At 61.1% G+C, this 19,700-nt stretch carries 22 protein-coding genes; 7 read left to right on the top strand and 15 right to left on the bottom strand.

Features of this window, described 5'->3' with window-relative positions; all coding sequences use genetic code 11:
* Positions 1-121 precede the first annotated feature (121 nt).
* A complete protein-coding gene (locus tag BRPE64_RS32980) occupies positions 122-262 on the bottom strand; it encodes a hypothetical protein (protein ID WP_016347119.1) in 141 nt (46 codons plus the stop codon).
* Positions 263-442: 180 nt separating this feature from the next.
* On the opposite strand from BRPE64_RS32980, the gene BRPE64_RS22260 reads away from it, so the two are divergent.
* Both BRPE64_RS22260 and BRPE64_RS22255 read left to right on the top strand, forming a co-directional pair.
* Positions 443-1,933 carry a sugar porter family MFS transporter gene (locus BRPE64_RS22260; protein WP_016347118.1) on the top strand — a complete coding sequence of 497 codons (1,491 nt, stop codon included), beginning with the start codon at positions 443-445 and terminating at the stop codon, positions 1,931-1,933.
* 74 nt (positions 1,934-2,007) lie between these two features.
* On the top strand, positions 2,008-2,637 hold the full coding sequence (locus BRPE64_RS22255; RefSeq protein WP_016347117.1) for a glutathione S-transferase family protein: 630 nt from the start codon (positions 2,008-2,010) through the stop codon (positions 2,635-2,637).
* 21 nt (positions 2,638-2,658) lie between these two features.
* Here the strand turns inward: BRPE64_RS22255 and BRPE64_RS22250 are convergent, their stop codons facing one another.
* The 4 genes from BRPE64_RS22250 to BRPE64_RS22235 form a co-directional block, all read right to left on the bottom strand.
* Positions 2,659-3,585 carry a ketopantoate reductase family protein gene (locus tag BRPE64_RS22250; protein WP_016347116.1) on the bottom strand — a complete coding sequence of 309 codons (927 nt, stop codon included), beginning with the start codon at positions 3,583-3,585 and terminating at the stop codon, positions 2,659-2,661.
* A gap of 68 nt (positions 3,586-3,653) precedes the next feature.
* Complete coding sequence (locus tag BRPE64_RS22245) at positions 3,654-4,850, bottom strand: CaiB/BaiF CoA transferase family protein (protein WP_044043053.1); 1,197 nt, start codon at positions 4,848-4,850, stop codon at positions 3,654-3,656.
* Positions 4,851-4,909: 59 nt separating this feature from the next.
* Entirely contained in the window at positions 4,910-5,581 is a 672-nt protein-coding gene (locus tag BRPE64_RS22240; protein WP_044042860.1) for a glutathione S-transferase family protein, read from the bottom strand.
* Between the two features lie 12 nt (positions 5,582-5,593).
* Positions 5,594-6,325: an SDR family NAD(P)-dependent oxidoreductase gene (locus BRPE64_RS22235; RefSeq protein ID WP_016347103.1), complete on the bottom strand. Its 732-nt coding sequence runs from the start codon at positions 6,323-6,325 to the stop codon at positions 5,594-5,596.
* Positions 6,326-6,502: 177 nt separating this feature from the next.
* Here BRPE64_RS22235 and BRPE64_RS22230 point away from each other — a divergent pair, with 177 nt between their 5' ends.
* From BRPE64_RS22230 to BRPE64_RS22220, 3 genes are all read left to right on the top strand, one after another.
* Entirely contained in the window at positions 6,503-7,213 is a 711-nt protein-coding gene (locus BRPE64_RS22230; RefSeq protein ID WP_016347113.1) for an SDR family oxidoreductase, read from the top strand.
* Between the two features lie 23 nt (positions 7,214-7,236).
* Positions 7,237-7,827, top strand: a complete 591-nt coding sequence (locus BRPE64_RS22225; protein ID WP_016347112.1) for a 2-hydroxychromene-2-carboxylate isomerase — start codon at positions 7,237-7,239, stop codon at positions 7,825-7,827.
* A 79-nt stretch (positions 7,828-7,906) separates the two neighbouring features.
* On the top strand, positions 7,907-9,094 hold the full coding sequence (locus BRPE64_RS22220) for an acetyl-CoA C-acyltransferase family protein (RefSeq protein ID WP_016347111.1): 1,188 nt from the start codon (positions 7,907-7,909) through the stop codon (positions 9,092-9,094).
* Positions 9,095-9,193: 99 nt separating this feature from the next.
* Here BRPE64_RS22220 and BRPE64_RS22215 read toward each other — a convergent pair whose 3' ends face one another.
* The 8 genes from BRPE64_RS22215 to BRPE64_RS22185 form a co-directional block, all read right to left on the bottom strand.
* On the bottom strand, positions 9,194-9,703 hold the full coding sequence (locus BRPE64_RS22215) for a MarR family winged helix-turn-helix transcriptional regulator (protein WP_016347110.1): 510 nt from the start codon (positions 9,701-9,703) through the stop codon (positions 9,194-9,196).
* A 78-nt stretch (positions 9,704-9,781) separates the two neighbouring features.
* A complete protein-coding gene (locus BRPE64_RS22210) occupies positions 9,782-11,107 on the bottom strand; it encodes an LLM class flavin-dependent oxidoreductase (protein ID WP_016347109.1) in 1,326 nt (441 codons plus the stop codon).
* The gene (locus BRPE64_RS22205) at positions 11,100-11,291 is read right to left on the bottom strand and encodes a hypothetical protein (RefSeq protein ID WP_016347108.1); all 192 of its coding nucleotides are present in this window, start codon (positions 11,289-11,291) and stop codon (positions 11,100-11,102) included. Before BRPE64_RS22205 ends, BRPE64_RS22210 begins: the two co-directional genes overlap by 8 nt.
* 4 nt (positions 11,292-11,295) lie before the next feature.
* On the bottom strand, positions 11,296-11,451 hold the full coding sequence (locus tag BRPE64_RS33300; protein WP_016347107.1) for a hypothetical protein: 156 nt from the start codon (positions 11,449-11,451) through the stop codon (positions 11,296-11,298).
* A gap of 41 nt (positions 11,452-11,492) precedes the next feature.
* Complete coding sequence (locus BRPE64_RS22200; RefSeq protein WP_016347106.1) at positions 11,493-12,842, bottom strand: MFS transporter; 1,350 nt, start codon at positions 12,840-12,842, stop codon at positions 11,493-11,495.
* Positions 12,843-12,931: 89 nt separating this feature from the next.
* A complete protein-coding gene (locus BRPE64_RS22195; protein ID WP_016347105.1) occupies positions 12,932-14,065 on the bottom strand; it encodes a porin in 1,134 nt (377 codons plus the stop codon).
* A gap of 58 nt (positions 14,066-14,123) precedes the next feature.
* Complete coding sequence (locus tag BRPE64_RS22190) at positions 14,124-14,837, bottom strand: NAD(P)H-dependent oxidoreductase (RefSeq protein ID WP_016347104.1); 714 nt, start codon at positions 14,835-14,837, stop codon at positions 14,124-14,126.
* Positions 14,838-14,919: 82 nt separating this feature from the next.
* Complete coding sequence (locus tag BRPE64_RS22185) at positions 14,920-15,651, bottom strand: SDR family NAD(P)-dependent oxidoreductase (protein WP_016347103.1); 732 nt, start codon at positions 15,649-15,651, stop codon at positions 14,920-14,922.
* Between the two features lie 227 nt (positions 15,652-15,878).
* Between BRPE64_RS22185 and BRPE64_RS22180 the strand changes: the two genes are divergently transcribed.
* Positions 15,879-16,421 (top strand): TetR/AcrR family transcriptional regulator, encoded by a 543-nt coding sequence (locus BRPE64_RS22180; protein WP_232519298.1) that lies wholly within the window; start codon positions 15,879-15,881, stop codon positions 16,419-16,421.
* Here the strand turns inward: BRPE64_RS22180 and BRPE64_RS22175 are convergent.
* Positions 16,418-17,521: a helix-turn-helix domain-containing protein gene (locus BRPE64_RS22175; RefSeq protein ID WP_044042859.1), complete on the bottom strand. Its 1,104-nt coding sequence runs from the start codon at positions 17,519-17,521 to the stop codon at positions 16,418-16,420. The genes BRPE64_RS22180 and BRPE64_RS22175 overlap by 4 nt on opposite strands.
* A 158-nt stretch (positions 17,522-17,679) precedes the next feature.
* Here BRPE64_RS22175 and BRPE64_RS22170 point away from each other — a divergent pair, with 158 nt between their 5' ends.
* Positions 17,680-18,540, top strand: coding sequence for a helix-turn-helix domain-containing protein (locus tag BRPE64_RS22170; protein ID WP_232519297.1), 861 nt, complete (start codon positions 17,680-17,682; stop codon positions 18,538-18,540).
* A gap of 53 nt (positions 18,541-18,593) precedes the next feature.
* On the opposite strand, the gene BRPE64_RS22165 is transcribed toward BRPE64_RS22170, so the two are convergent.
* Positions 18,594-19,655, bottom strand: a complete 1,062-nt coding sequence (locus tag BRPE64_RS22165; RefSeq protein ID WP_044042858.1) for a Glu/Leu/Phe/Val dehydrogenase dimerization domain-containing protein — start codon at positions 19,653-19,655, stop codon at positions 18,594-18,596.
* Positions 19,656-19,700: the final 45 nt, after the last annotated feature.

The raw sequence follows: 19,700 nt of genomic DNA, 5'->3' as shown, positions 1-19,700 counted from the left end.
GATCAATCGATCAGTGTCGATCGGGTTGATGAGAAATATACTCCGTACACCAACCATTTAAAAGCGCTTCTTGCTGTACCGGATGTTTACCCTGATCTGGCGGATGCGCTTGTTCCTGACTTCAATGATCCGACGCAAAGGCGTTCTGATCGCGCGATATCGCACTGCAAAACGACGTGCCGTACGCGAGGTAGGCGTTGTGCGACGGGACATCGTCGCTGGAAACGAGTTTGCCGAGGAGATGAGAGAGAAGTGCAAACATGATGTGCTCCTTAACGGGTGAAGGGTAGAAGATGTGAAGCAGATTAAGCCCCGTGAATGAGCGTCGAATGAGCCGATCGTCGGCTTCGTTGCGAAGTCTTTTATTGCCTTGCACGCCCGTCGGGCAAGGCTTCTTCCTTTCAAAACGGCACTCATCCAGCGCTAATTCTCGTGTTCGATCATGATGAGCACCGATGGGACGTTTGGAGCGAAGACATCCAGCCGCCGCGACCGGTCCGAACAAACAAATCTGGAGACATCTCACATGAGCACGCTCGACGACAGCACTGTCCTCACCCAATCACGATCCAAACGCTACGGTCTATTCGTCTGCCTCATGGCGGCGCTGGCCGGTTTGCTGTTCGGACTCGACATCGGCGTGATCTCGGGTGCGCTGCCCTTCATCGCGAAACACTTCGTGCTGAACGACCGCTCGCAGGAATGGATCGTCAGTTCGATGATGGTGGGCGCGGCGATCGGCGCGCTCGGCGCGGGCTGGCTCTCGTATCGTCTCGGACGCCGTTATGCACTGGCGATCGCGGCCGTGCTCTTCATCGTGGGGTCGTTGTGGTCGGGCTTTGCGGTCAACCCCGCTCATCTGATCGCCGCGCGTCTGGTGCTCGGACTCGCGGTCGGCATGGCGTCGTTCACCGCGCCGCTGTACTTGTCGGAAGTGGCGCCGCGACAGGTGCGCGGGGCCATGATCTCAACCTATCAACTGATGATTACCGTCGGCATTCTGGCCGCGTTTCTGTCGAACATCGGGCTTTCCTATATCGCCGACTGGCGATGGATGTTGGGCGTCATCGCAATCCCCGCTGCGTTCTTTCTGATGGGCGTACTCGCCCTCCCCGACAGTCCGCGCTGGCTGCTTCAGCGAAACCGCGGCGACGAAGCACGCGCCGTGCTGCAACGTCTCTACGGCAATCCGGCCGACGTTCAGGCCGAACTCGAACAGGTCAACGAGGACAACACGCGCCCGCAACGTGGATGGAGTCTGCTGCGCAGCAATCTGAACTTTCGGCGTTCGGTGATGCTCGGCATCGTGCTGCAAGTGTTCCAGCAACTCACCGGCATCAACGTGGTGATGTACTACGCGCCGCGCATCTTCGAGCTGGCCGGCTTCGCAACGCACGAGCAACAATTGTGGGCGACGGTCATCGTCGGACTCGTGAATGTCGTGGCGACGTTCGGCGCGATTGCCTTCGTCGATCGCTGGGGCCGCAAGCCGATCCTCTATGCGGGCTGCGCCGTGATGGCATTCGGCATGTGCTCGCTCGGGATTCTGCTGCATGCCGGTGTGGCGGGCCTCGTAGCACAGAGTCTGGCCGTCGCGGCACTGCTGCTTTTCATCGCCGGATTCGCGATGTCAGCCGGTCCGCTCGTCTGGATTCTCTGCTCGGAGATTCAACCGCAGCAGGGACGCGACTTCGGCATCGCCGTGTCCACGCTCGTCAACTGGGTGGCCAACATGGTCGTCGCGGCCACGTTCCTCAGTCTGCTGTCCACGGTCGGCGAAGCCAACACGTTCGTGCTGTATGCGATCTTGAACGTGATCTTCGGGATCGTCGTGTTCTTCTATGTGCCCGAGACTCGCGGCGTATCGCTCGAAAAGCTCGGCAACGATCTGATGGCCGGCAAACGCCTGCGTGATCTCGGCAAGGCAAGCTGATGAGATAACGCCGTTGACTGTTCTCGCTATTTCGAATCAACATACGTGCAACGCCATGCACGAAGCGAGTTCACATGACGCACATTCCTTATGAGTTGTTCGGTGCCCGCACAGGAAACTGTATTCGGGTTGCCATTGCCTTCGAGGAAGCCGGGCTTCCCTATACGATCCGGCTCGTCGATATGAAGCAGAAGGAGCATCAGTCCGCCGAGTTCATGGCATTGAACCCTTCTGGGAAGGTGCCGGTCATGATCGACCGCAGTCGCGGCCCCGAGCACGCACCGCTGGTCCTTACACAGTCGAACGCCATCCTGTACCACCTTGCCGATCTCGCGCCTGAGAGATTGCTCGGCTCGCGCGAGTCGCGCCCCCGCGCGCATGAGCGATTCTTCTTCTTTCTCACGGACGTGATCTTGCCAAGCCACGCCGCGTTCTGGCTTCGCACTGAAGACTCCGCGAACGTTGCGAGAAGAATCCTGAACGACCGGGCGATGCACGCGATTCGTCTCGCTGAACGCTTTGCATCGGAGAATGCGTTCCTCGGTGGAGACACGTTTGGATTGGCGGATATCGCTGCGGTCACGATCGTTCACGCGTACGAACGTGAGCTGGAATGGGATGCGTTGCCCGCATTAAGACGCTGGTATGAAGCCGCCATGAAGCGGCCTTCGGTGGCGCGAGGAATGCGCGCATTCGACGATTGAGCTCCGAGCCCGCGTCAATCGTCATGAAGCGGCACGTTGTCCCTCGTACACCTGAAGATGGCAATGTGCACTGCGCGCGAGCGACATATCGAGGCCATGCCGCTCTCCGCGACGCAACATGTCACCCACAATATCTTCTGCTTCAAGACGTTTCTGTCCCTGATCGATATCGCGCATCATCGAGGCTGCCCAAGCGGACGATCGATCGAGCAAGCGTTCGCGCATCGCATCGATTGCGTGCTCGGGCAACGGATAACCGGACAGCCGCGCCACTTGCATGCACTCGCGCATAGCGCGTTCCATCAACGCAAAGCCGTTGTCTGTCGCGAGAATATCGCGCACCGTGCCGCGCATCAGGCAAGTCATGAGGGCGCCCGCCGAAATCATCACCCATTTGTTCCAGAGTGCCTGTACGACATAAGGCGATTGTTGACGGACGCCCGGCGTGGTCGCCATCAGCCTATGCAGCGCGCCGATGATCTCGGCTTGCGCATCGTCGCGCGCGCCGATGGTCAACGTGTCGCCCGAACCGAAGTGAATGATCTCGCCGTTGCAATCGAGCATCGTTGCGATATACGCGACGCCGCCCGCGATGTGACGCCGACCCAATCGTTCGTCCAGACGTTCATACGCGCGCATGCCATTGAGCAAAGGCAGAACGATCGTATGCGGGCCGCAAGCCGGTGCGAGTTGATCGATGGCGGCGTCGAGATCGTAGGTCTTGCACGCGAGCAGGATGACGTCATAGATGGAATCGAGTTCGTCATGCGTGACCGTTCTCACCTTCCCGCTGAAATTGCCCAGTTCGCTTTTTACGTTAAGCCCTGTCGCGTGCAAGATCTCAGCGCGCTTCGGCCTGACGAGGAACGTCACGTCTGCGCCTGCTTCGATCAAGCGCGCCCCGTAGTAACCGCCGATTGCACCGGCGCCGAGAATCAGTATCTTCATCAATATCCAGGCTCCTTAGTTGATCAAGCCAATCCAAACGTACAAGCGCAAGCGCGTGCGCGGAAAACTCAGCCCGCTCGCGCCGCCCCCGATGTGATCAGCCCTTCGATTTGCGCGTCGCTCAGTCCAACTTCGGACAGGATGTCGCGCGTGTGCTGGCCGATACCGGGCGCGGGTCCGCGAATGGCAGAAGGCGTATCGTCGAAGCGCGCAGCAGGCGATGGCTGGCGCACCTCGCCGACGAACGGCTGCTCGAGCGTCTGCACCAGATGCATCGCGCGGACCTGTTCGTTGTCGATGATCTCGTTGCGCCGCAATACGGGGGCGCAAGGCACGTCTGCGCGATCAAGACGACGCAGCCACTCGTCGCGTTCACCTTCACGCAGAATCGCCGCCATGATGTTGATGCGCTCGGTGCTGTTCAGATTGCGGAATTCAGCCGTGGCGAAGCGCTCATCCTCCTTGAGTTCGGGACGTTCGACTGCATCGCAGAAGCCTTTCCACTCGGCATCCGAAATCGTTCCGACCGTCATGAAACCGTCGCGCGTCTCGAACACGAGATCCGGTCCTACATTGGTTGCGGCCGCGGTGCTCTCGCGGCCGACCACCGTGTACTGCATCATGGCTTCGGGCCAGAGGAACGACAGCATCGTGCCGAGCAACGACAACCTGATGTGCTGACCGAGCCCGGTTTTTTCACGCGCGAAAAGCGCGGCTGTGATCGCTTGTGCGGCAAAGATCGAAGTCGTCTTGTCCGCGAGAATCGTACGGATCATCTGCGGGCGTCGTGTGGTCTGCTCCGACTGAATGTCGGCCATGCCGGAGAGCGCCTGAATCATCGGATCGTAGATGCGTTTTCGTACATACGGGCCATCGTCGCCGACGCCGGTGATCGACACATAAATCGTGCGTGGATTGATCTTGCGAACATCTTCCCAGCCGATGCCGAGCTTCTCGGTCGTGCCGGGACGAAAATTCTGCACGAGCACGTCGGCTTTCAGAAGCAGCTTGCGAAACGCGGCCATCGCTTCCGCATTCTTCAGATCCAGCGCAATCGAACGCTTGCCGTGATTGGTCGAAATAAAAAGCGCGGAAAACTGCCCGTTTTCGCTGACTTTCTGACGACTGCGGCGATTGATATCGCCACCGGGCGGCTCGACCTTGATCACGTTCGCGCCCTGATCGGCGAGATGCATGGTGGCGAGCGGGCCGGCCACCACGGTCGAAATATCCAGTATGGTGACGCCGCTAAGAGGTCCGGACATCATCTTCTCCAATGAATGACACGTTTCCATAAGCCGATTGCCGCAGGCACATCCGCGCGCTATCTCGGGATGCGCATGAGATCGGGAATGCTTGCGGGATCCATGAATGTCTTTCTGAACGCGCCCTTGTAGGCAGGACGATTCGAATGCTGTTCGTGATACGCGACGATATTCGGCGGCAACTCGAAGCTATATTCGATCGCCCAGTCGATGCACGTGGTCAGAAGAATATCCGCGCAACTGAGCTTGCCGCCGAGTAGGAACCCGTTGTCGTCGATCATCGGCGCGATCGCCCGCAACTGGTCCATGAAGTATTCCTTCGCAGCCTTGCACGCAGTCGGCGATTCGCCATAGAGACTCGAAAACGTCGTATGGCGACGGATCACATAGAGCGTGTGCGCGTCGAACTCCGTCATGATGAAAAAGCACCACTCGTTCAGCTTGGCGCGCGCTTGCGGATTAGCTGGCACATAGATGCCGGGCGGCGGTGCGAACGCTTCGCTGACGTAGCCGATAATGGCCGCGCTCTCCGTGACCACGACATCCCGATGCCGAAGCACCGGTACCTTGTGACGCGGATTGATCTTCAGGAATTCATCCGTGTAGGTTTCACCGCTGCGCGGATGTACCGGGTAGAAGGTGTAATCCAGTCCCATCTCCATGAGCATCCAGTGGACTCTGAGATTACGTACCGTGCCCATGCCCCACAGGGTCAGCTCTGTCTCCTCCATGACGCGCTCCCGTCAGAACTTCTCGCTATAAGGCCGCAGATCCGCTTCGAGCGTCCACGCGCTGCGATGCTGCCGATGAATCTGGTAATACGTTTCAGCCACTTCATCGGTCGACAACATGCCGTCGGGCGGCATGCTTTTGGCCAGATCCGGAAACAGCCGATGGATCGCCGGCATGTTCACCGCGCCATCGATGATCACGGTCGCCGCGTGAATGCCCTTCGGTCCGAACTCGCGCGCAATGCTCTGAATCACCGCGCGGGTCGCGAATTTCGCCGCCGCGAACGCACCGAAGTTCGCCCCGCCGCGCAGCGATGATGTCGCGCCCGTGAAAAGAATCGTGCCCTTGCCGCGCGGCTCCATGTGCCGCACCGCCTCGCGTCCGAACACGAACGCGCCGAATGCCCCCAGCCGCCAGACTTTCTCGAAGGCGTCGCCGCTGATCTCCAGCAACGGCTTGCGATGCTGCGCGCCCGCGTTATACACCGCCACCTCGATCGGCCCGATCTCCTGCTCGATCGTCGCGAGCGCCTCGACGATTTCCCGCTCCACGCGCAAGTCCACCTTCATGCCGGTGGCTTCGCCTCCCGCCTCGCGCAACTGCGCGGCGTAGCCCTGCAACTTCTCCAGATCGCGGGCAAACATGACGACGTGATAGTCCGGCGCGAAACGCCGTGCGATCGCCTGTCCCAGTCCCTCTCCGACCCCTGCTATGACCGCCACCTTCTTCGATGTCCTGTTCATCGCTGCTCCGTCTGAGTGCTGTGTCGCTGCGGCCTTGCGCCGGGCTTCGTGCTATTACCGATTTGCAAATCTGAAGCGGTGGAACTACGATACGTGTGTCCACACCTAATTGCAAGGAGACACCCACCCGTGAATACCCTCATCGCTTCTGAGTCTGCCCCGCGCACCGCGCTCATCATGGGCGCGGGCGACAGCCTCGGCGCCGCTCTCGCGCGGCGCTTCGCCAGCGAAGGCATGACCGTATGCATCGCCCGACGCAACGCCGAGCAACTGCAACCACTCGTCGACGAGATTCGCGAAGCGGGCGGCACCGTCCATGCCTTCGGCTGCGATGCGCGCAAGGAGGAACAAGTCGTTGCGCTGTTCGGGCAAATCGAAAAGGAGATCGGTCCGCTTGCCATCGTCGTGTTCAACATCGGCGCGAACATTCAATTCAACGTGCGCGAAACCACGGCACAGAAGTACTACAAGGTCTGGGAAATGGCCTGCTTCGCGGGCTTCCTGACCGGTCGGGAAGCGGCACGCTACATGGCTCCGCGCGGTCAGGGCACGATCTTCTTCACCGGCGCGACGGCCAGCATTCGTGGCGCGGAAGGATTCTGTGCCTTCGCCGGTGCCAAGCATGGCCTGCGTTCGCTGGCTCAGTCGATGGCGCGCGAATTCGGCAAGCAGGGTTTGCACATCGTGCACCCGGTGATCGACGGTCCTATCGACACGCCTTTCGTGCGTGAACGCTTTCCCGAACTCGTCGCCGAACGTCCCGCCGATGGCCTGCTCGCGCCCGACGATATCGCCGATACCTACTGGTTTCTGCACACCCAAAAGCGCAGCGCATGGACCTTCGAGTTGGATATCCGTCCTTTTCTTGAAGTGGTCACTAACTTCTAATCACGTCGTACAAGGGAGTCCTTATGTCCGGCAGCATCGACTTTTATTTCGATTACGGCAGTCCGAGCAGTTATCTCGCCTACAAGCAGATGCCCGGCCTGATTCATCGCACGGGCGCGCGCGTCAACTATCGACCGATTCTTCTTGGCGGCGTCTTTCAGCAGACGGCAAATCAGTCGCCCATGGACATTCCGGCGAAGCGTGAGTGGATGGTCAACGATCTGAGCTTCTTCGCGCGACGCTACAACGTGCCCTTCGAGCTCAATCCGTTTTTCCCGATCAACACACTCGTGCTGATGCGCGGCGCAATTTTCGCTGAACGCGAAGGCTTTCTCGACCGCTATTCCGATGCAGTCTTCGACGCGATGTGGGGCCGCCCGCGCAACATGGCCGATCCGGGCGTGATCGGTGACGTGCTGCAAGCAGCGGATCTGGATGTGACACGCATCGTCGCGGCGACGCAGGACGCGCAGATCAAGGACAAGCTGAAAGCGGACACACAGGAGGCGATCGAGCGCGGCGTGTTCGGCGCCCCGACCATCTTCCTGGGCACGCAATTGTTCTTCGGCCAGGACCGCGTTCCCTATGTCGAGGAGCTGCTCGCGAAAGCGTGAGCACTTCTGTCTTGTCTTGCGTCGCCGTGATGCGCGGTCGGCGCGGACTCAATCCATCCTTGAATTCAGGTGATTTTCGATGACAGCTTTGCAGGAAGTCTTTGTGGTCAGTGCGGTGCGTACCGCTATCGGCACCTATGGCGGCAGCCTGAAGGACACGCCGCTCAACGAACTCGCGACGCTCGTCGTCAAGGAGGCGCTTGCGCGGGCCGCCGTGCCCGCGGATCGCGTGGGTCATGTGGTGATCGGCAACGTCATTCCGACCGAGCCGCGCGACGCGTATCTGAGCCGTGTCGCCGCACTCTCGGCCGGCTTGCCGGTATCGACACCCGCGTTCAACGTCAATCGCTTGTGCGGCTCAGGGGTGCAGGCGATCGTGTCGGCCGCGCAGTCGGTTGCGCTCGGCAATTGCGACATCGCCGTGGCAGGCGGCGCGGAATCAATGTCGCGCGGGCCGTATCTGATGCAGGCGGCACGCTGGGGCGCACGCATGGGCGACACGCAGTTGCTCGACTACATGGTGGGGGTTCTGCACGATCCGGTGCACAAGATCCACATGGGCGTCACCGCCGAAAACGTCGCCGATCAGTTCGATGTGTCGCGCCTCGACATGGATACGCTCGCAGCGGAAAGTCATCGCCGCGCGGCGGCTGCCACGGAGAGCGGCTATTTTCGCAGCCAGATCGTTCCGGTGCCGATCGTCAGGTCGCGGCAGGCGTCGACATTCGACATCGACGAACACGTGAAGGGCGATACGAGCGTGGAGACGCTCGCAAAAATGAAGCCGGCGTTTCGCAAGGACGGCAGCGTGACGGCGGGCAACTCGTCGGGCATCAACGACGGCGCGGCCGCGCTCGTGCTGGCCTCGGCCAGTGCAGTGAAGGCACATGGGCTGAAGCCGCTCGCGCGACTCGTCAGCTATGGCCATGCGGGTGTCGAGCCGACCATCATGGGCATCGGCTCGGTGCCGGCCGCGCGCCAGGCATTGCAGCGTGCGGGCCTGTCGAGCGCCGATGTTGCGACGGTCGAAGCCAACGAGGCGTTTGCCGCGCAGGCCTGTGCCGTCACACGGCAACTGGAACTCGATCCGGCTATCGTGAACCCGAACGGGTCCGGCATCTCGCTTGGCCATCCGATCGGCGCGACCGGCGCGATCATCTCGACCAAAGCGATTCACGAGCTGCATAGGATCGGCGGAAAATACGCGCTCGTGACGATGTGCATCGGTGGCGGGCAAGGCATTGCCGCGGTCTTCGAACGCGTTTGAGTGAATCGCGCGCGCACAAAAAAACGGGTCGCCATGCTTGGCGACCCGCACTTTATCTTCAGGGAGATCGACGGGTTGCAGACATCTCTTCAGAGGGATTCATTCCGGCTCTGAAACGTCTTCGATGCGCGCGTGCGCCCGGAACATATGAACGGTGTCGCGCAATGTCTTGCGCAGCAGCTTCCATTGCTCCGGCCCGACGGCCTCATAAAAATCGAGTTGTGCGTCCTGCCATGCCTGTTCGCTGGCACGCAGCGCGTTGCGGCCCTTGGTGGTCACCGTCAGGTGTTTCACCCGGCGGTCTTCTTCGCTCTGTTCGATCTTGAGCAGGCCGCGTGTGATCAGCGGTTCGGTCAGGCGCGTGATGCTCGTGCGGTCCATAAGCATGGCCTTCGCCACTTCGGTGACGCGCGCCGGCGCGAGGGCCTCGATATTGACGACCAGCGTGTACTGCGAGATGGACAGCGGAACGTCCTTCATCTTCGCGTTATAGAGGCCGGTCAGCAGCCTCGACAGCCGGTTCACGTCGAAGAGCGCGCATTGCGAAACCAGATCGAACTTCTCCTCCGGACCGGTCTTCGTTTTCTGAGTTTGAACACGTGCGTGCATGGAGCAATCTCTGCCAATTGACGAACCCGATTCTCATATTACGTGACAACGCACCTATTCACAAGCGTTTTGGTCCGTTCAGAAATATCGATTCGCCGGCCGATTCAGACCGAGATGTTCACGCAACGTCGAGCCTTCGTAACGCGCTCGAAAGATTCCGCGCGCTTGCAGAATCGGCACGACGTGATCGACGAAATCGTCGAGACCTTGCGGCAAGTACGGAAACATCACGATGAAGCCGTCGCACGCCTGCGCGCCAAACCAGTATGCGAACTGCTCGGCAACCTGCTCCGCCGTGCCGACGACTTCGTGCCCGAAGTAACCGCCCACGCGCCGGGCGATATCGCGGATCGTCGTGAGACCTTCGCGTCGCGCGATATCGAGCACGCGCTGCTGGCTGCTTACGCCCTGATTGGTGCGAGGCAGATCGGGCAGCGGCCCGTTCGGATCGAACATCGACATATCGTGTCCCAACGCGACCGAGAGCGATGCGAGCGCGCTATCCGTATGCACGAGACGATCCATCATCGCGCGCTTTTCACGCGCTTCCTCTTCCGTTCTTCCGACGACCACCAGCGTGCCGAGCATGACCTTGCACTGCGTATTCGCGCGCCCTGCCGCGAGCGCCTGACGCTTGATGTCGCGATAGAAGGACTGCGCACCTTCCAGCGTAGTCTGCGCCGTGAAGACGACATCGGCGGATTCGGCAGCGAGCCGCATGCCCGCCGGCGACGCGCCTGCCTGCACGAGCACGGGCCAGCCCTGCGGCGGCCGCGCGATATTGAGCGGGCCTTTGACATCGAAAAATCGCCCGTGATGATCGAGCACGTGCATCTTGCGCGGATCGAAGAACACGCCCTCCTCGGCATCGCAGACGAATGCGTCGTCTTGCCAGCTATCCCACAGCCCCGTGACGACATGTACGAACTCGCGCGCCAGATCGTAACGCTCATCGTGACCGAGCAGGTCTTCGAAGCCGAAGTTGCGTGCGGCTTCCGGGTTCGCCGTCGTGACGATGTTCCAGCCCGCGCGCCCCGCGCTCAGATGATCCAGCGATGCAAAGCGGCGCGCAATGTGAAACGGCTCGTCATACGTGGTCGATCCCGTCGCGACGAGTCCGATGCGCCGCGTCATAGACGACAACGCGGACAACAGCGTCAACGGCTCGAACGACGTGGCCGTGTGGCTGCGCTTCAGTCCATCGATCGGCATGTTGAGCAGCGCCAGATGGTCGGCCATGAAGAGCGCATCGAAACATGCCTCTTCGAGTTTGATTGCAGCACGCGTGAGTTCGGCAAGATCGAAGTTTGCGCGTGGATTCGCACCAGGAAAGCGCCATCCGGCCGTGTGAATCGTCGTGGGCCGGAAGAACGCCAACAGATTCATTTGTTCGCGCTCAGTCATTGCGTGCCTCGCTGCGTCTTTCGTCGAGTGCGTGATCGCGCGCCATGAGCAAACTATCGATGAGCAACGGCATATCGACGCACATACGCTGCATCATCGCGACGACCCACGTCTCGCGCACGCTCGTCAAATGCACGCGCCATGGCTTGCGATCAGAGCGCGGCACGTTGTCGATGAGTTTCATTGCGTCACCATTCGCGCGACAACTCGGGGATGCTGTGAAAGTCCATCCAGTCATAGTGCGTATCGCGGCGCAACGGGCGGCTCTCGCGCGCGGGAACGCACGAGGACGCGTCGCGCTCGCTGTCTGCCGCATCCGTTACTTCGCCGGTTTCATCGATCATGCGCAGGCTCCGAACAGGCGTGATTGAAAGCGGTGCAAAGGTCAATCCGGCGTATCGAACTGAAGGTTGCCGTTGCCGGGATTCGCCGATGCACAGCGCCGATGATTGACCCCTGTGATCGCCAACGCGCCGATCGCCGACGCCACCGCGATTGCCATGAAGCAGGTCGTCGGCGGCAGATTCAGGCTGACGAGCGCGCCGATCAGAAGCGGAGCGACGATCGCACCGACGCGTCCCACGCCCGCCGCAGCGCCCAGCCCAACCGAACGCGATGCAAGCGGATAGAACTGTCCCGTGTACGCGTAGCACAGGTTCTGTGTGCCGACCACCGACGCCCCCACTATCGCGATCAGCACGAACAACGCCGGCTGATTCGGCGCGTAGCCGAGCGCCGCGAGCGACGCCGCACCCATCGCGTAGAAGAATGCGAGCACCCATTTCAGGCTGAAGCGGTCGCCGACCCAAGCCCCGACGATCGTGCCGATAATCACGCCCGCGTTATAGACGAGCAGGAACGTGAGCGCAGCGCCGAGCGTGTGGCCCGAGCGCGTCAGCAACGTCACGAGCCACGTGCTCATGGCGTACAACATGAACAGACCCATGAAGAACGCGACCCAGATCAGCACCGTGCTCTGCGCGCGCCCGTCCGCGAACAATTGTCCGAGCGGCGTGCGAGCGCCGCGCGCCGCCGTCTGACCGACGAACACCGCGTCCGGTGCGAAGCGCTGATCCGGCAGAATGCGCCGCAGCACTTCGCGCAACTCGTCCTGCTTGTTGGTCCTGACGAGATAGGCGAGCGACTCGGGCATCCACGTCATGACGAACGGAATGATCAGTAGCGGCACACCCGCGACGATGAAAACGGAGCGCCAGCCGTAAGCCTCGATGCACGCCTTGCCGATGAGCGCCGCCAGCACGCTGCCGATGGTATAGCCGCACATCATCAGACCGACGAGCCGTCCACGGCTGCGGCGCGGCGCGTATTCCGACATGTGCGCGACCGCGTTCGGCAACGCACCGCCAATACCGACGCCCGCAAAAAAGCGCATCGCGCTGAACAACAGCGGTTCGGTCGAGAAGCCCGCTGCCAGCGTGAACGCGCTGAATAGGAAGATCGAGATCGCAAACACCTTGCGACGGCCAATGCGGTCGGCCACCGCGCCCAGTACGATCGCGCCGAATGCCATTCCGAAGAGCGCCGAACTCGCCATGAAACCGGCGGCCGCCGCGCTGACCTTCATGTTGGCCATGATGGCGGGAAGTGCGACGCCCGGCACCGCGAGGTCGTAGCCGTCCAGCACGACGACAAGTGAAGTCCACAGAAACACGACCAAATGGAAGCGGTTGAAACTCGCGCCATCGACCTTTTCCTGCACGTTTATTCTGTCCATGAAATCGTCTCCTGACTGCCATTCGAGTAATAGTCGATCGCCAGTTACATCGCGCGAAGCGTCGTTTGCCGTGGTGTTTCCATCAACTGTCAGAAGCTCTGCCGGATGCCCGCCATCACGCCGAGCTGTCCTTGCCCAGCCGATGGCGTCGTGCCGCCGCCGCCCGCGCTCACCGAATAGCGTGCGCGGGCGCTGTTCGACAAATACGCGGTTTGCAGATAGACCGCCGTTCGCACGGACAAGAGGTATGTGCCGCGCAGGACGCCCAGCGTGGCGCGCGCATCCTGCGCCGCATTGACGATGCGGAACACTTCGCCGTCGAGCACGAACGAAGGTGTGAACGGATACGACACGCCCAGATAGAACAGATTCGAATGCGCTCCCGGCACGGTGACGGAACTCGTCACGACATTGCGTCCGATCCAGCCCGCGCCGATTCGCGCGCCCTGCACCTTGACCCAGCCATTGGCTTGCAAGCGCACGTCCTTATCGCCTGGATTGGTGATCGGAATCGGCGTGTTGCCATTGAAGAAGCTGGCCGCCGCATTCGGGCCGCCGCGCTGTTCGTCGTAGGCGGCGGCGAGACCGAACACGTCGGAGTCGTAGCGCAGCATCGTGGAAATCTGACGGCATTGCGTGAACTGCCCCGGCGCCGATCCCGCGCACGTGCCCTGGCCGGGCGAGTTGCCGGTGCCCGCGGAATCGCGTCCGAAAGAATAGGTCGCGCCGAGCGTGAAGCCTTTCCACATGCCCTTGTAGCCGACGGTGTTGTCACTCCGTGCATTCGGCACGTAGGCATCGAGCGATGCGATACCGTAGATGTTCGGCCCGAGAATGTCGGCGTCGCTGTCGATGAGGTAGGTCATCGAATACTGGCGGCCGAACATGAGCGTGCCGTATGGGCTGCTCAAACCGACCCACGCCTGCCGCCCGAAGAGTCGTCCGCCCTGCCCCAGATCGCCGCCGCGCACGTTGAAGCCGCTTTCCAGAACGAACTGGGCCGCATAGCCGCCGCCAAGGTCCTCGCGTCCACGCAAGCCCCAGCGCGACGGAAGCTCGCCCGTCACGCCGGGCATGCGAATGACGTGGTCGCCATTTGCATTGGCATGCGAGACATATTCGACTCCGGTATCGATAATGCCGTAAAGCGTCACGGACGATTGCGCGAAGACCGCAGGGCTCGCGAGTGCGAGCATGCTCAACAGGAAACGCTGCTTCGTCATGTTGGTCTCACGGATACGTGAAAGGAACGTGGTGCCTGCTTCCCGGTCGATTCGTCACTCATGCCGTGCCGTGCGCTTTCGGCCGCAACAGCTCGTCGAAGTCTTCGAGACTTGGGAACGCCAGCGGTTGCTGCGACTCGAGCGTCAGCAGCCGCTCGCGATACGCATCGAGGAGCGCGGTGCGCTCTTGCTGGCTGATGTACGGCACGTGCCAGCCGATGAAAGGCGGCAACACGTCGAAGCCGAGATAGCCGAGCGTGCCGCGCAACAGATGCTTCAGCAGATCAGGAAGCGGACCATGCACGCCGTTTGCATCGAACATATGCGGCTGCCCGCCCAGCGTCAGCGAGACGAGCGCCTTCTTGCCCTTCAATCCGCCGCGATCGTAGAAGCGCATGCCGCCATAGCAACGGCCCGATACGAACACGCGATCGAGCCATCCCTTCATGATGGCGGGCATGGAAAACCAGTAGATCGGGAAATTGAAAATGATCAGATCGGCCCACACGACCTTGTCGAGTTCCGCCTTGATATCGGGCGCGAGCAGGCCGTTCGCATCGGCATGGCGTTGTTCGAGTGCGTAGACGAGATAGTCTTCGTTGGCGCGACCGAGAAAGTCGTTCGGGCTCGCCACCGGGTTGAACTTCATTTCGTACAGATCGGACACTCGCACGTCGTGTCCGGATTCCGTCAGCGCGTCGGCGGCCGCATCGCGCATGGCCGTCGTAAAAGAAGCGGCTTCCGGGTGCGCATGCACAATCAAAACATTCATCGTGATTCACCAGAGAGGCATTCGAACAGGCCGCACGCATCCAGCGCCGGCCACCTGAGCACGTCGGCGGAATTCCGCGCTGTCAGAACTTCTCGCTATAAGGCCGCAGATCCGCTTCGAGCGTCCACGCGCTGCGATGCTGCCGATGAATCTGGTAATACGTTTCAGCCACTTCATCGGTCGACAACATGCCGTCGGGCGGCATGCTTTTGGCCAGATCCGGAAACAGCCGATGGATCGCCGGCATGTTCACCGCGCCATCGATGATCACGGTCGCCGCGTGAATGCCCTTCGGTCCGAACTCGCGCGCAATGCTCTGAATCACCGCGCGGGTCGCGAATTTCGCCGCCGCGAACGCACCGAAGTTCGCCCCGCCGCGCAGCGATGATGTCGCGCCCGTGAAAAGAATCGTGCCCTTGCCGCGCGGCTCCATGTGCCGCACCGCCTCGCGTCCGAACACGAACGCGCCGAATGCCCCCAGCCGCCAGACTTTCTCGAAGGCGTCGCCGCTGATCTCCAGCAACGGCTTGCGATGCTGCGCGCCCGCGTTATACACCGCCACCTCGATCGGCCCGATCTCCTGCTCGATCGTCGCGAGCGCCTCGACGATTTCCCGCTCCACGCGCAAGTCCACCTTCATGCCGGTGGCTTCGCCTCCCGCCTCGCGCAACTGCGCGGCGTAGCCCTGCAACTTCTCCAGATCGCGGGCAAACATGACGACGTGATAGTCCGGCGCGAAACGCCGTGCGATCGCCTGTCCCAGTCCCTCTCCGACCCCTGCTATGACCGCCACCTTCTTCGATGTCCTGTTCATCGCTGCTCCGTCTGAGTGCTGTGTCGCTGCGGCCTTGCGCCGGGCTTCGTGCTATTACCGATTTGCAAATCTGAAGCGGTGGAACTACGATACGTGTGTCCACACCTAATTGCAAGGAGACACCCACCCGTGAATACCCTCATCGCTTCTAAGCCTCGAAGAATCGGTTGCGTTTGCTTTCTTGAAGCCGTCGCTGAATTTTGATCGACGTGCCGCGCCGTACACGCATGTCCAGTGCTGCATCGCGAGCGGCGTTGCTCGATGCGGTTCATGCGTTGAGTCGCGATAAAGGCATCGACCAGGTTTCCGTCGATGAGATTGCGTGCAAGGCCGGATTGCACAAAGTGGCGGTGTATCGACTCTTTGGTTCGAGGCAAGCGCTGCTACTGGAATACGTTTTGCGTCATTGCAACGTATTGCGCACTATGTTCGATGAAGCGTGCGAGGCTCAACCCGGCGATGCGCGCAGTCAGATCCTGCACGTCTTCGCGCGCTTGTCTCCGGGCTTGATCGGCAGCATTCAGGCGATGCAGACGCAATGCACCCGACGCGACGATGCCATCGCCCACTTGCTCGATAACGAGTCGATCAGCCTTCGCGAACATTTGACGAAGCTGTGTATCGGCATGAACGCGCGCGAGCCGGATGTGCTGAGTTTTGCGCTGTTTTCCGTATGGCAAGGCGTCGCTTTCAACGCATGGACGGGTGCGGAAATTCCTTCCCCCGATGCGCTGACGAAGCTGATCGAGCGCTTGCTGAATACGTACTAACGTGACGCGCTCATGCCCATCGCGCGATAGATCGTGCCGCGTGATACGCCGAGCCTGCGGGCAGCCCGCGAGATGTTGCCGTCGTGGGCCGCAAGCGTTTCGAGGATGAGCCGGTGGTGTTGATCGGCGAGACGGTCATCGCGTGACACGGCGATGTGCGTCTGCATGGACCCGTGCGCGGGCGATCCGGATATCGACAGGCAAACGGTCAGACCGTTCGGCAAACGATGCAGCATGGTTTCATCGTGTCTGCTCAGCACGTCGAATGTGAGTCCGAACATTGACTCGACATCGCGATTCGGCGCGCGCGAGACGCCCAGCAAGCGTGCGCCGACGCCGTTGATCCATGCAACGCGGCCGTCTGGCCGAACCCCTGCCAGCCCCGCGGAACCGGAGCCGATCATGTCCGTTGCGATGTGAAACTCGATGAGCCAATATCCCGCCGGTTGCATGCGCAGCAAGCGGTGCTCGATCGATGCGGCATGCATCGTGACGACTTCCTTCGCGTCGAAACCGAACGTTCGGGACTCGACCGCAATGTTCAACAAACCTGCGAACCCGCCATGCCAGTCCAGGACAGGCGCGGCCGCGCAACGCATCGATGCATGCCCGGCGAAGTAATGCTCGGCACAATCGACCTGCGCCGCGCATCCGCTTTGCATCACGATACCGGGCGCGCTCGTGCCTATCGCCTGCTCCGAAAGATCGACGCCGACGCGACACCATTGCCGCGCGAGATCGCCCGATATCGAGTGCCCGGAACTCGCGTGAATGACGACGCCCGCCGGATCGAGGAGCGACACTGAGCAGCCGGTATGCGTGAGCGCGGCATCGAGCTTGAGCAAGTCCGGCTCGGCTGCATCGAGGATTCTCCGGCTGCGCCGCAACGTGTGCTTCAATGCGTGCTTCGGCAAGAGCGTCGGCACGACGAATTCGTGCATCGAACGGCCCCTGCTCAGGCAACGCTCCCACGATTGAATGATCGGCTCGCTGACCAGGCCCGAAGGACGCTCTCCGTCTTGCAAGAATCGTTCGCGCGCGCGGATCTTGCGCAGTTCCGTGCCGAACAACGTCGACAGACCGTCGCTCCCACTGCTCATGTATGACCTCCATCTCCCGATGAATCGAGTATGCAAAGCCATTTCCGCGATCGATAGAACGATTTTGCGCACCCTCGTTTGCGCGCTATCCGACAAAAACGTTCTATCATTTGCCACGCGATCGCCCGATACTTCGACGAATACCCGCGACCTCAACGATGCCTTCGAATAACGGTTCGACCACTGACTTCGTGCACTTCACCGCCGGTTCGCATTTGCGTGCAGGCGTGGAAGTCATGCACGCGAGTTTTGGCACGCACCGTTTCGCGCCGCATCTGCATGAGACGTGGTCGTTCGGCGCGGTATTGTCCGGCGCGCAGAACAATGCGATCGAGCCTGATCGCAACGTCATCGAGGCAGGGCAGTTGATTTTGATGCCGCCGTATCGGCCGCATGCGGGCTGTGCGGTCGGCGAAAAGCCCTGCCAATACGTGATGCTCTACGTCAGCGACAACCATTTGCGCGAGCGTGCCGACGCGCTCGGCCTTCACGAAGTAGATTTGCCTGCCACCGGTGTGACCGATCCGTGGTTAGTCGATCTGATGGCGGCGTTCGTGTTCGCGGCAATCGAGAGCGAGCGCGCGGGCGGCCATCCGTCTTCGTCGCTAGACCATACGTTCGTGCATGTCGTCGATCAAATTTTGATTCGTCACGCATCCGCGCCCGCTGATTCAGAGGCTTTCTACGCGCAACGATATGAACGTCGCCTCGACGCTGCGCTTGCACATCTGAAGGCGAATCTCTACGAAGCGATTCCCCTGAACGAACTCGCACGCCACGCGTCGCTTTCGCCCGCGCATTTCTGCCGGCGTTTCAGTCAGGCGTATGGCCTGCCGCCGCATCGCTATCAGCTCGTGCTGCGCATTGCGCAAGCCAAATCGATGTTGTACGCAGGCGAAGACATCAGCCGCGTCGCGTTGCTCGCAGGCTTTGCCGATCACAGCCACTTCGGTCGCCAGTTCAAGAGTTGTTTCGGCTTTACGCCAGGCCATCTCACGAGAAGGTCCGCCGCACGCTGATCGTATGTCGATCGCGCTTGCCTCGCATACGGCGGCGCTTCGAACGTGCGACGTCAGACGGGCTTGCTTGCGGCGTCGAGACGCGCGAGCGCGAGATCGATCGCGATGGAATGCGTCGATAACACCGAACGCTCCGCTTCGCTCAGAACGATATCGACATTGCGGGCGATGCCTTCGCGTGTATGCGTCTCCGAGCCGGCCTCGGAGCGATGATGAAACTCGATACCCGACGCGTACATCAGACCGCCCGCATTCGCGATGAAGTCCGGAACATAGACGATGCCGCGCGCCTTCAACGCATCGGCGACATCATCGGTTGCGAGCTGATTGTTCGCGGCGCCGCAGATGATCTTCGCCGATAGCGTCGGCACCTTGCAGTGGGTGAGCAAGCCGCCGAGCGCGCATGGCGCAAGTACGTCGCAATCGGCGAGCAGCGCGTCTTCCGGCGTGACCCACTTCGCGCCGATTTCCTCCGCAAAATCCCTGCGCGACAGATCGATGTCCGACACTGTCAGCACCGCGCCCTCCGCCGCGTAGTCGCGCGCGATCAGCGTACCGATGCCGCCCAACCCGACGATGCTCACGCGCGCGCCCTTCATCGACGTTGTGTTCAGCACGCGCCGGACCGCCGCGCGGATCGCCGTATCGAGACCGATGTACGTGCCGTAGGTCGTGCCGCCCGCACCGCCCGCTTCCTTCGAATAGCCGCCTGCGAACGGTGTGCGACGGCGAATCACGTCGATATCGAGCGGGCCCGTGCCGACGTCCGGCGCAACGTGATAGATGCCGCCAAGCTCATGCACGTGATCGGCTACATCGAGCAGAATCGCTTCCTTGATCTGCGGCGTCAGCATGAAGTCCTTCGGTAAAGGAACGACTGTCTTGCCGCCGCCACTGCCGTTGTCGATCGCGGCTGCCTTCAAGGTCATCGCCTGAGAAAGGCGCAATACATCCGCGATGCCCGCAGCACTGTCGTCGTAAGTCTTGATCCGCAAGCCGCCGATTGCCGGGCCAAGCGCCGTCGAATGTACACCGATCATCACCGGTAATCCCGTGCGTTTGCCGGGCTTGATTTGAAATACTTCGTGGTCTGTAGGAATGGCGAGGTCGCTCACTTCAGGCTCCAAGAATGAATTGAAATAATGAGGAATGGTCCAACG

The sequence above is a fragment of the Caballeronia insecticola genome, from assembly GCF_000402035.1.
Taxonomy (GTDB): Bacteria; Pseudomonadota; Gammaproteobacteria; order Burkholderiales; family Burkholderiaceae; genus Caballeronia; species Caballeronia insecticola.
This window is presented reverse-complemented; position numbering and strand designations above follow the sequence as displayed.

What these genes read in the sequence shown, in the direction of transcription:
- BRPE64_RS32980 (WP_016347119.1), bottom strand. Translation starts at nt 262, where the DNA reads ATGTTTGCACTTCTCTCTCATCTCCTCGGCAAACTCGTTTCCAGCGAC.
- BRPE64_RS22260 (WP_016347118.1), top strand. Translation starts at nt 443, where the DNA reads ATGATGAGCACCGATGGGACGTTTGGAGCGAAGACATCCAGCCGCCGC.
- BRPE64_RS22255 (WP_016347117.1), top strand. Translation starts at nt 2,008, where the DNA reads ATGACGCACATTCCTTATGAGTTGTTCGGTGCCCGCACAGGAAACTGT.
- BRPE64_RS22250 (WP_016347116.1), bottom strand. Translation starts at nt 3,585, where the DNA reads ATGAAGATACTGATTCTCGGCGCCGGTGCAATCGGCGGTTACTACGGG.
- BRPE64_RS22245 (WP_044043053.1), bottom strand. Translation starts at nt 4,850, where the DNA reads ATGTCCGGACCTCTTAGCGGCGTCACCATACTGGATATTTCGACCGTG.
- BRPE64_RS22240 (WP_044042860.1), bottom strand. Translation starts at nt 5,581, where the DNA reads ATGGAGGAGACAGAGCTGACCCTGTGGGGCATGGGCACGGTACGTAAT.
- BRPE64_RS22235 (WP_016347103.1), bottom strand. Translation starts at nt 6,325, where the DNA reads ATGAACAGGACATCGAAGAAGGTGGCGGTCATAGCAGGGGTCGGAGAG.
- BRPE64_RS22230 (WP_016347113.1), top strand. Translation starts at nt 6,503, where the DNA reads ATGGGCGCGGGCGACAGCCTCGGCGCCGCTCTCGCGCGGCGCTTCGCC.
- BRPE64_RS22225 (WP_016347112.1), top strand. Translation starts at nt 7,237, where the DNA reads ATGTCCGGCAGCATCGACTTTTATTTCGATTACGGCAGTCCGAGCAGT.
- BRPE64_RS22220 (WP_016347111.1), top strand. Translation starts at nt 7,907, where the DNA reads ATGACAGCTTTGCAGGAAGTCTTTGTGGTCAGTGCGGTGCGTACCGCT.
- BRPE64_RS22215 (WP_016347110.1), bottom strand. Translation starts at nt 9,703, where the DNA reads ATGCACGCACGTGTTCAAACTCAGAAAACGAAGACCGGTCCGGAGGAG.
- BRPE64_RS22210 (WP_016347109.1), bottom strand. Translation starts at nt 11,107, where the DNA reads ATGACTGAGCGCGAACAAATGAATCTGTTGGCGTTCTTCCGGCCCACG.
- BRPE64_RS22205 (WP_016347108.1), bottom strand. Translation starts at nt 11,291, where the DNA reads ATGAAACTCATCGACAACGTGCCGCGCTCTGATCGCAAGCCATGGCGC.
- BRPE64_RS33300 (WP_016347107.1), bottom strand. Translation starts at nt 11,451, where the DNA reads ATGATCGATGAAACCGGCGAAGTAACGGATGCGGCAGACAGCGAGCGC.
- BRPE64_RS22200 (WP_016347106.1), bottom strand. Translation starts at nt 12,842, where the DNA reads ATGGACAGAATAAACGTGCAGGAAAAGGTCGATGGCGCGAGTTTCAAC.
- BRPE64_RS22195 (WP_016347105.1), bottom strand. Translation starts at nt 14,065, where the DNA reads ATGACGAAGCAGCGTTTCCTGTTGAGCATGCTCGCACTCGCGAGCCCT.
- BRPE64_RS22190 (WP_016347104.1), bottom strand. Translation starts at nt 14,837, where the DNA reads ATGAATGTTTTGATTGTGCATGCGCACCCGGAAGCCGCTTCTTTTACG.
- BRPE64_RS22185 (WP_016347103.1), bottom strand. Translation starts at nt 15,651, where the DNA reads ATGAACAGGACATCGAAGAAGGTGGCGGTCATAGCAGGGGTCGGAGAG.
- BRPE64_RS22180 (WP_232519298.1), top strand. Translation starts at nt 15,879, where the DNA reads ATGTCCAGTGCTGCATCGCGAGCGGCGTTGCTCGATGCGGTTCATGCG.
- BRPE64_RS22175 (WP_044042859.1), bottom strand. Translation starts at nt 17,521, where the DNA reads ATGAGCAGTGGGAGCGACGGTCTGTCGACGTTGTTCGGCACGGAACTG.
- BRPE64_RS22170 (WP_232519297.1), top strand. Translation starts at nt 17,680, where the DNA reads ATGCCTTCGAATAACGGTTCGACCACTGACTTCGTGCACTTCACCGCC.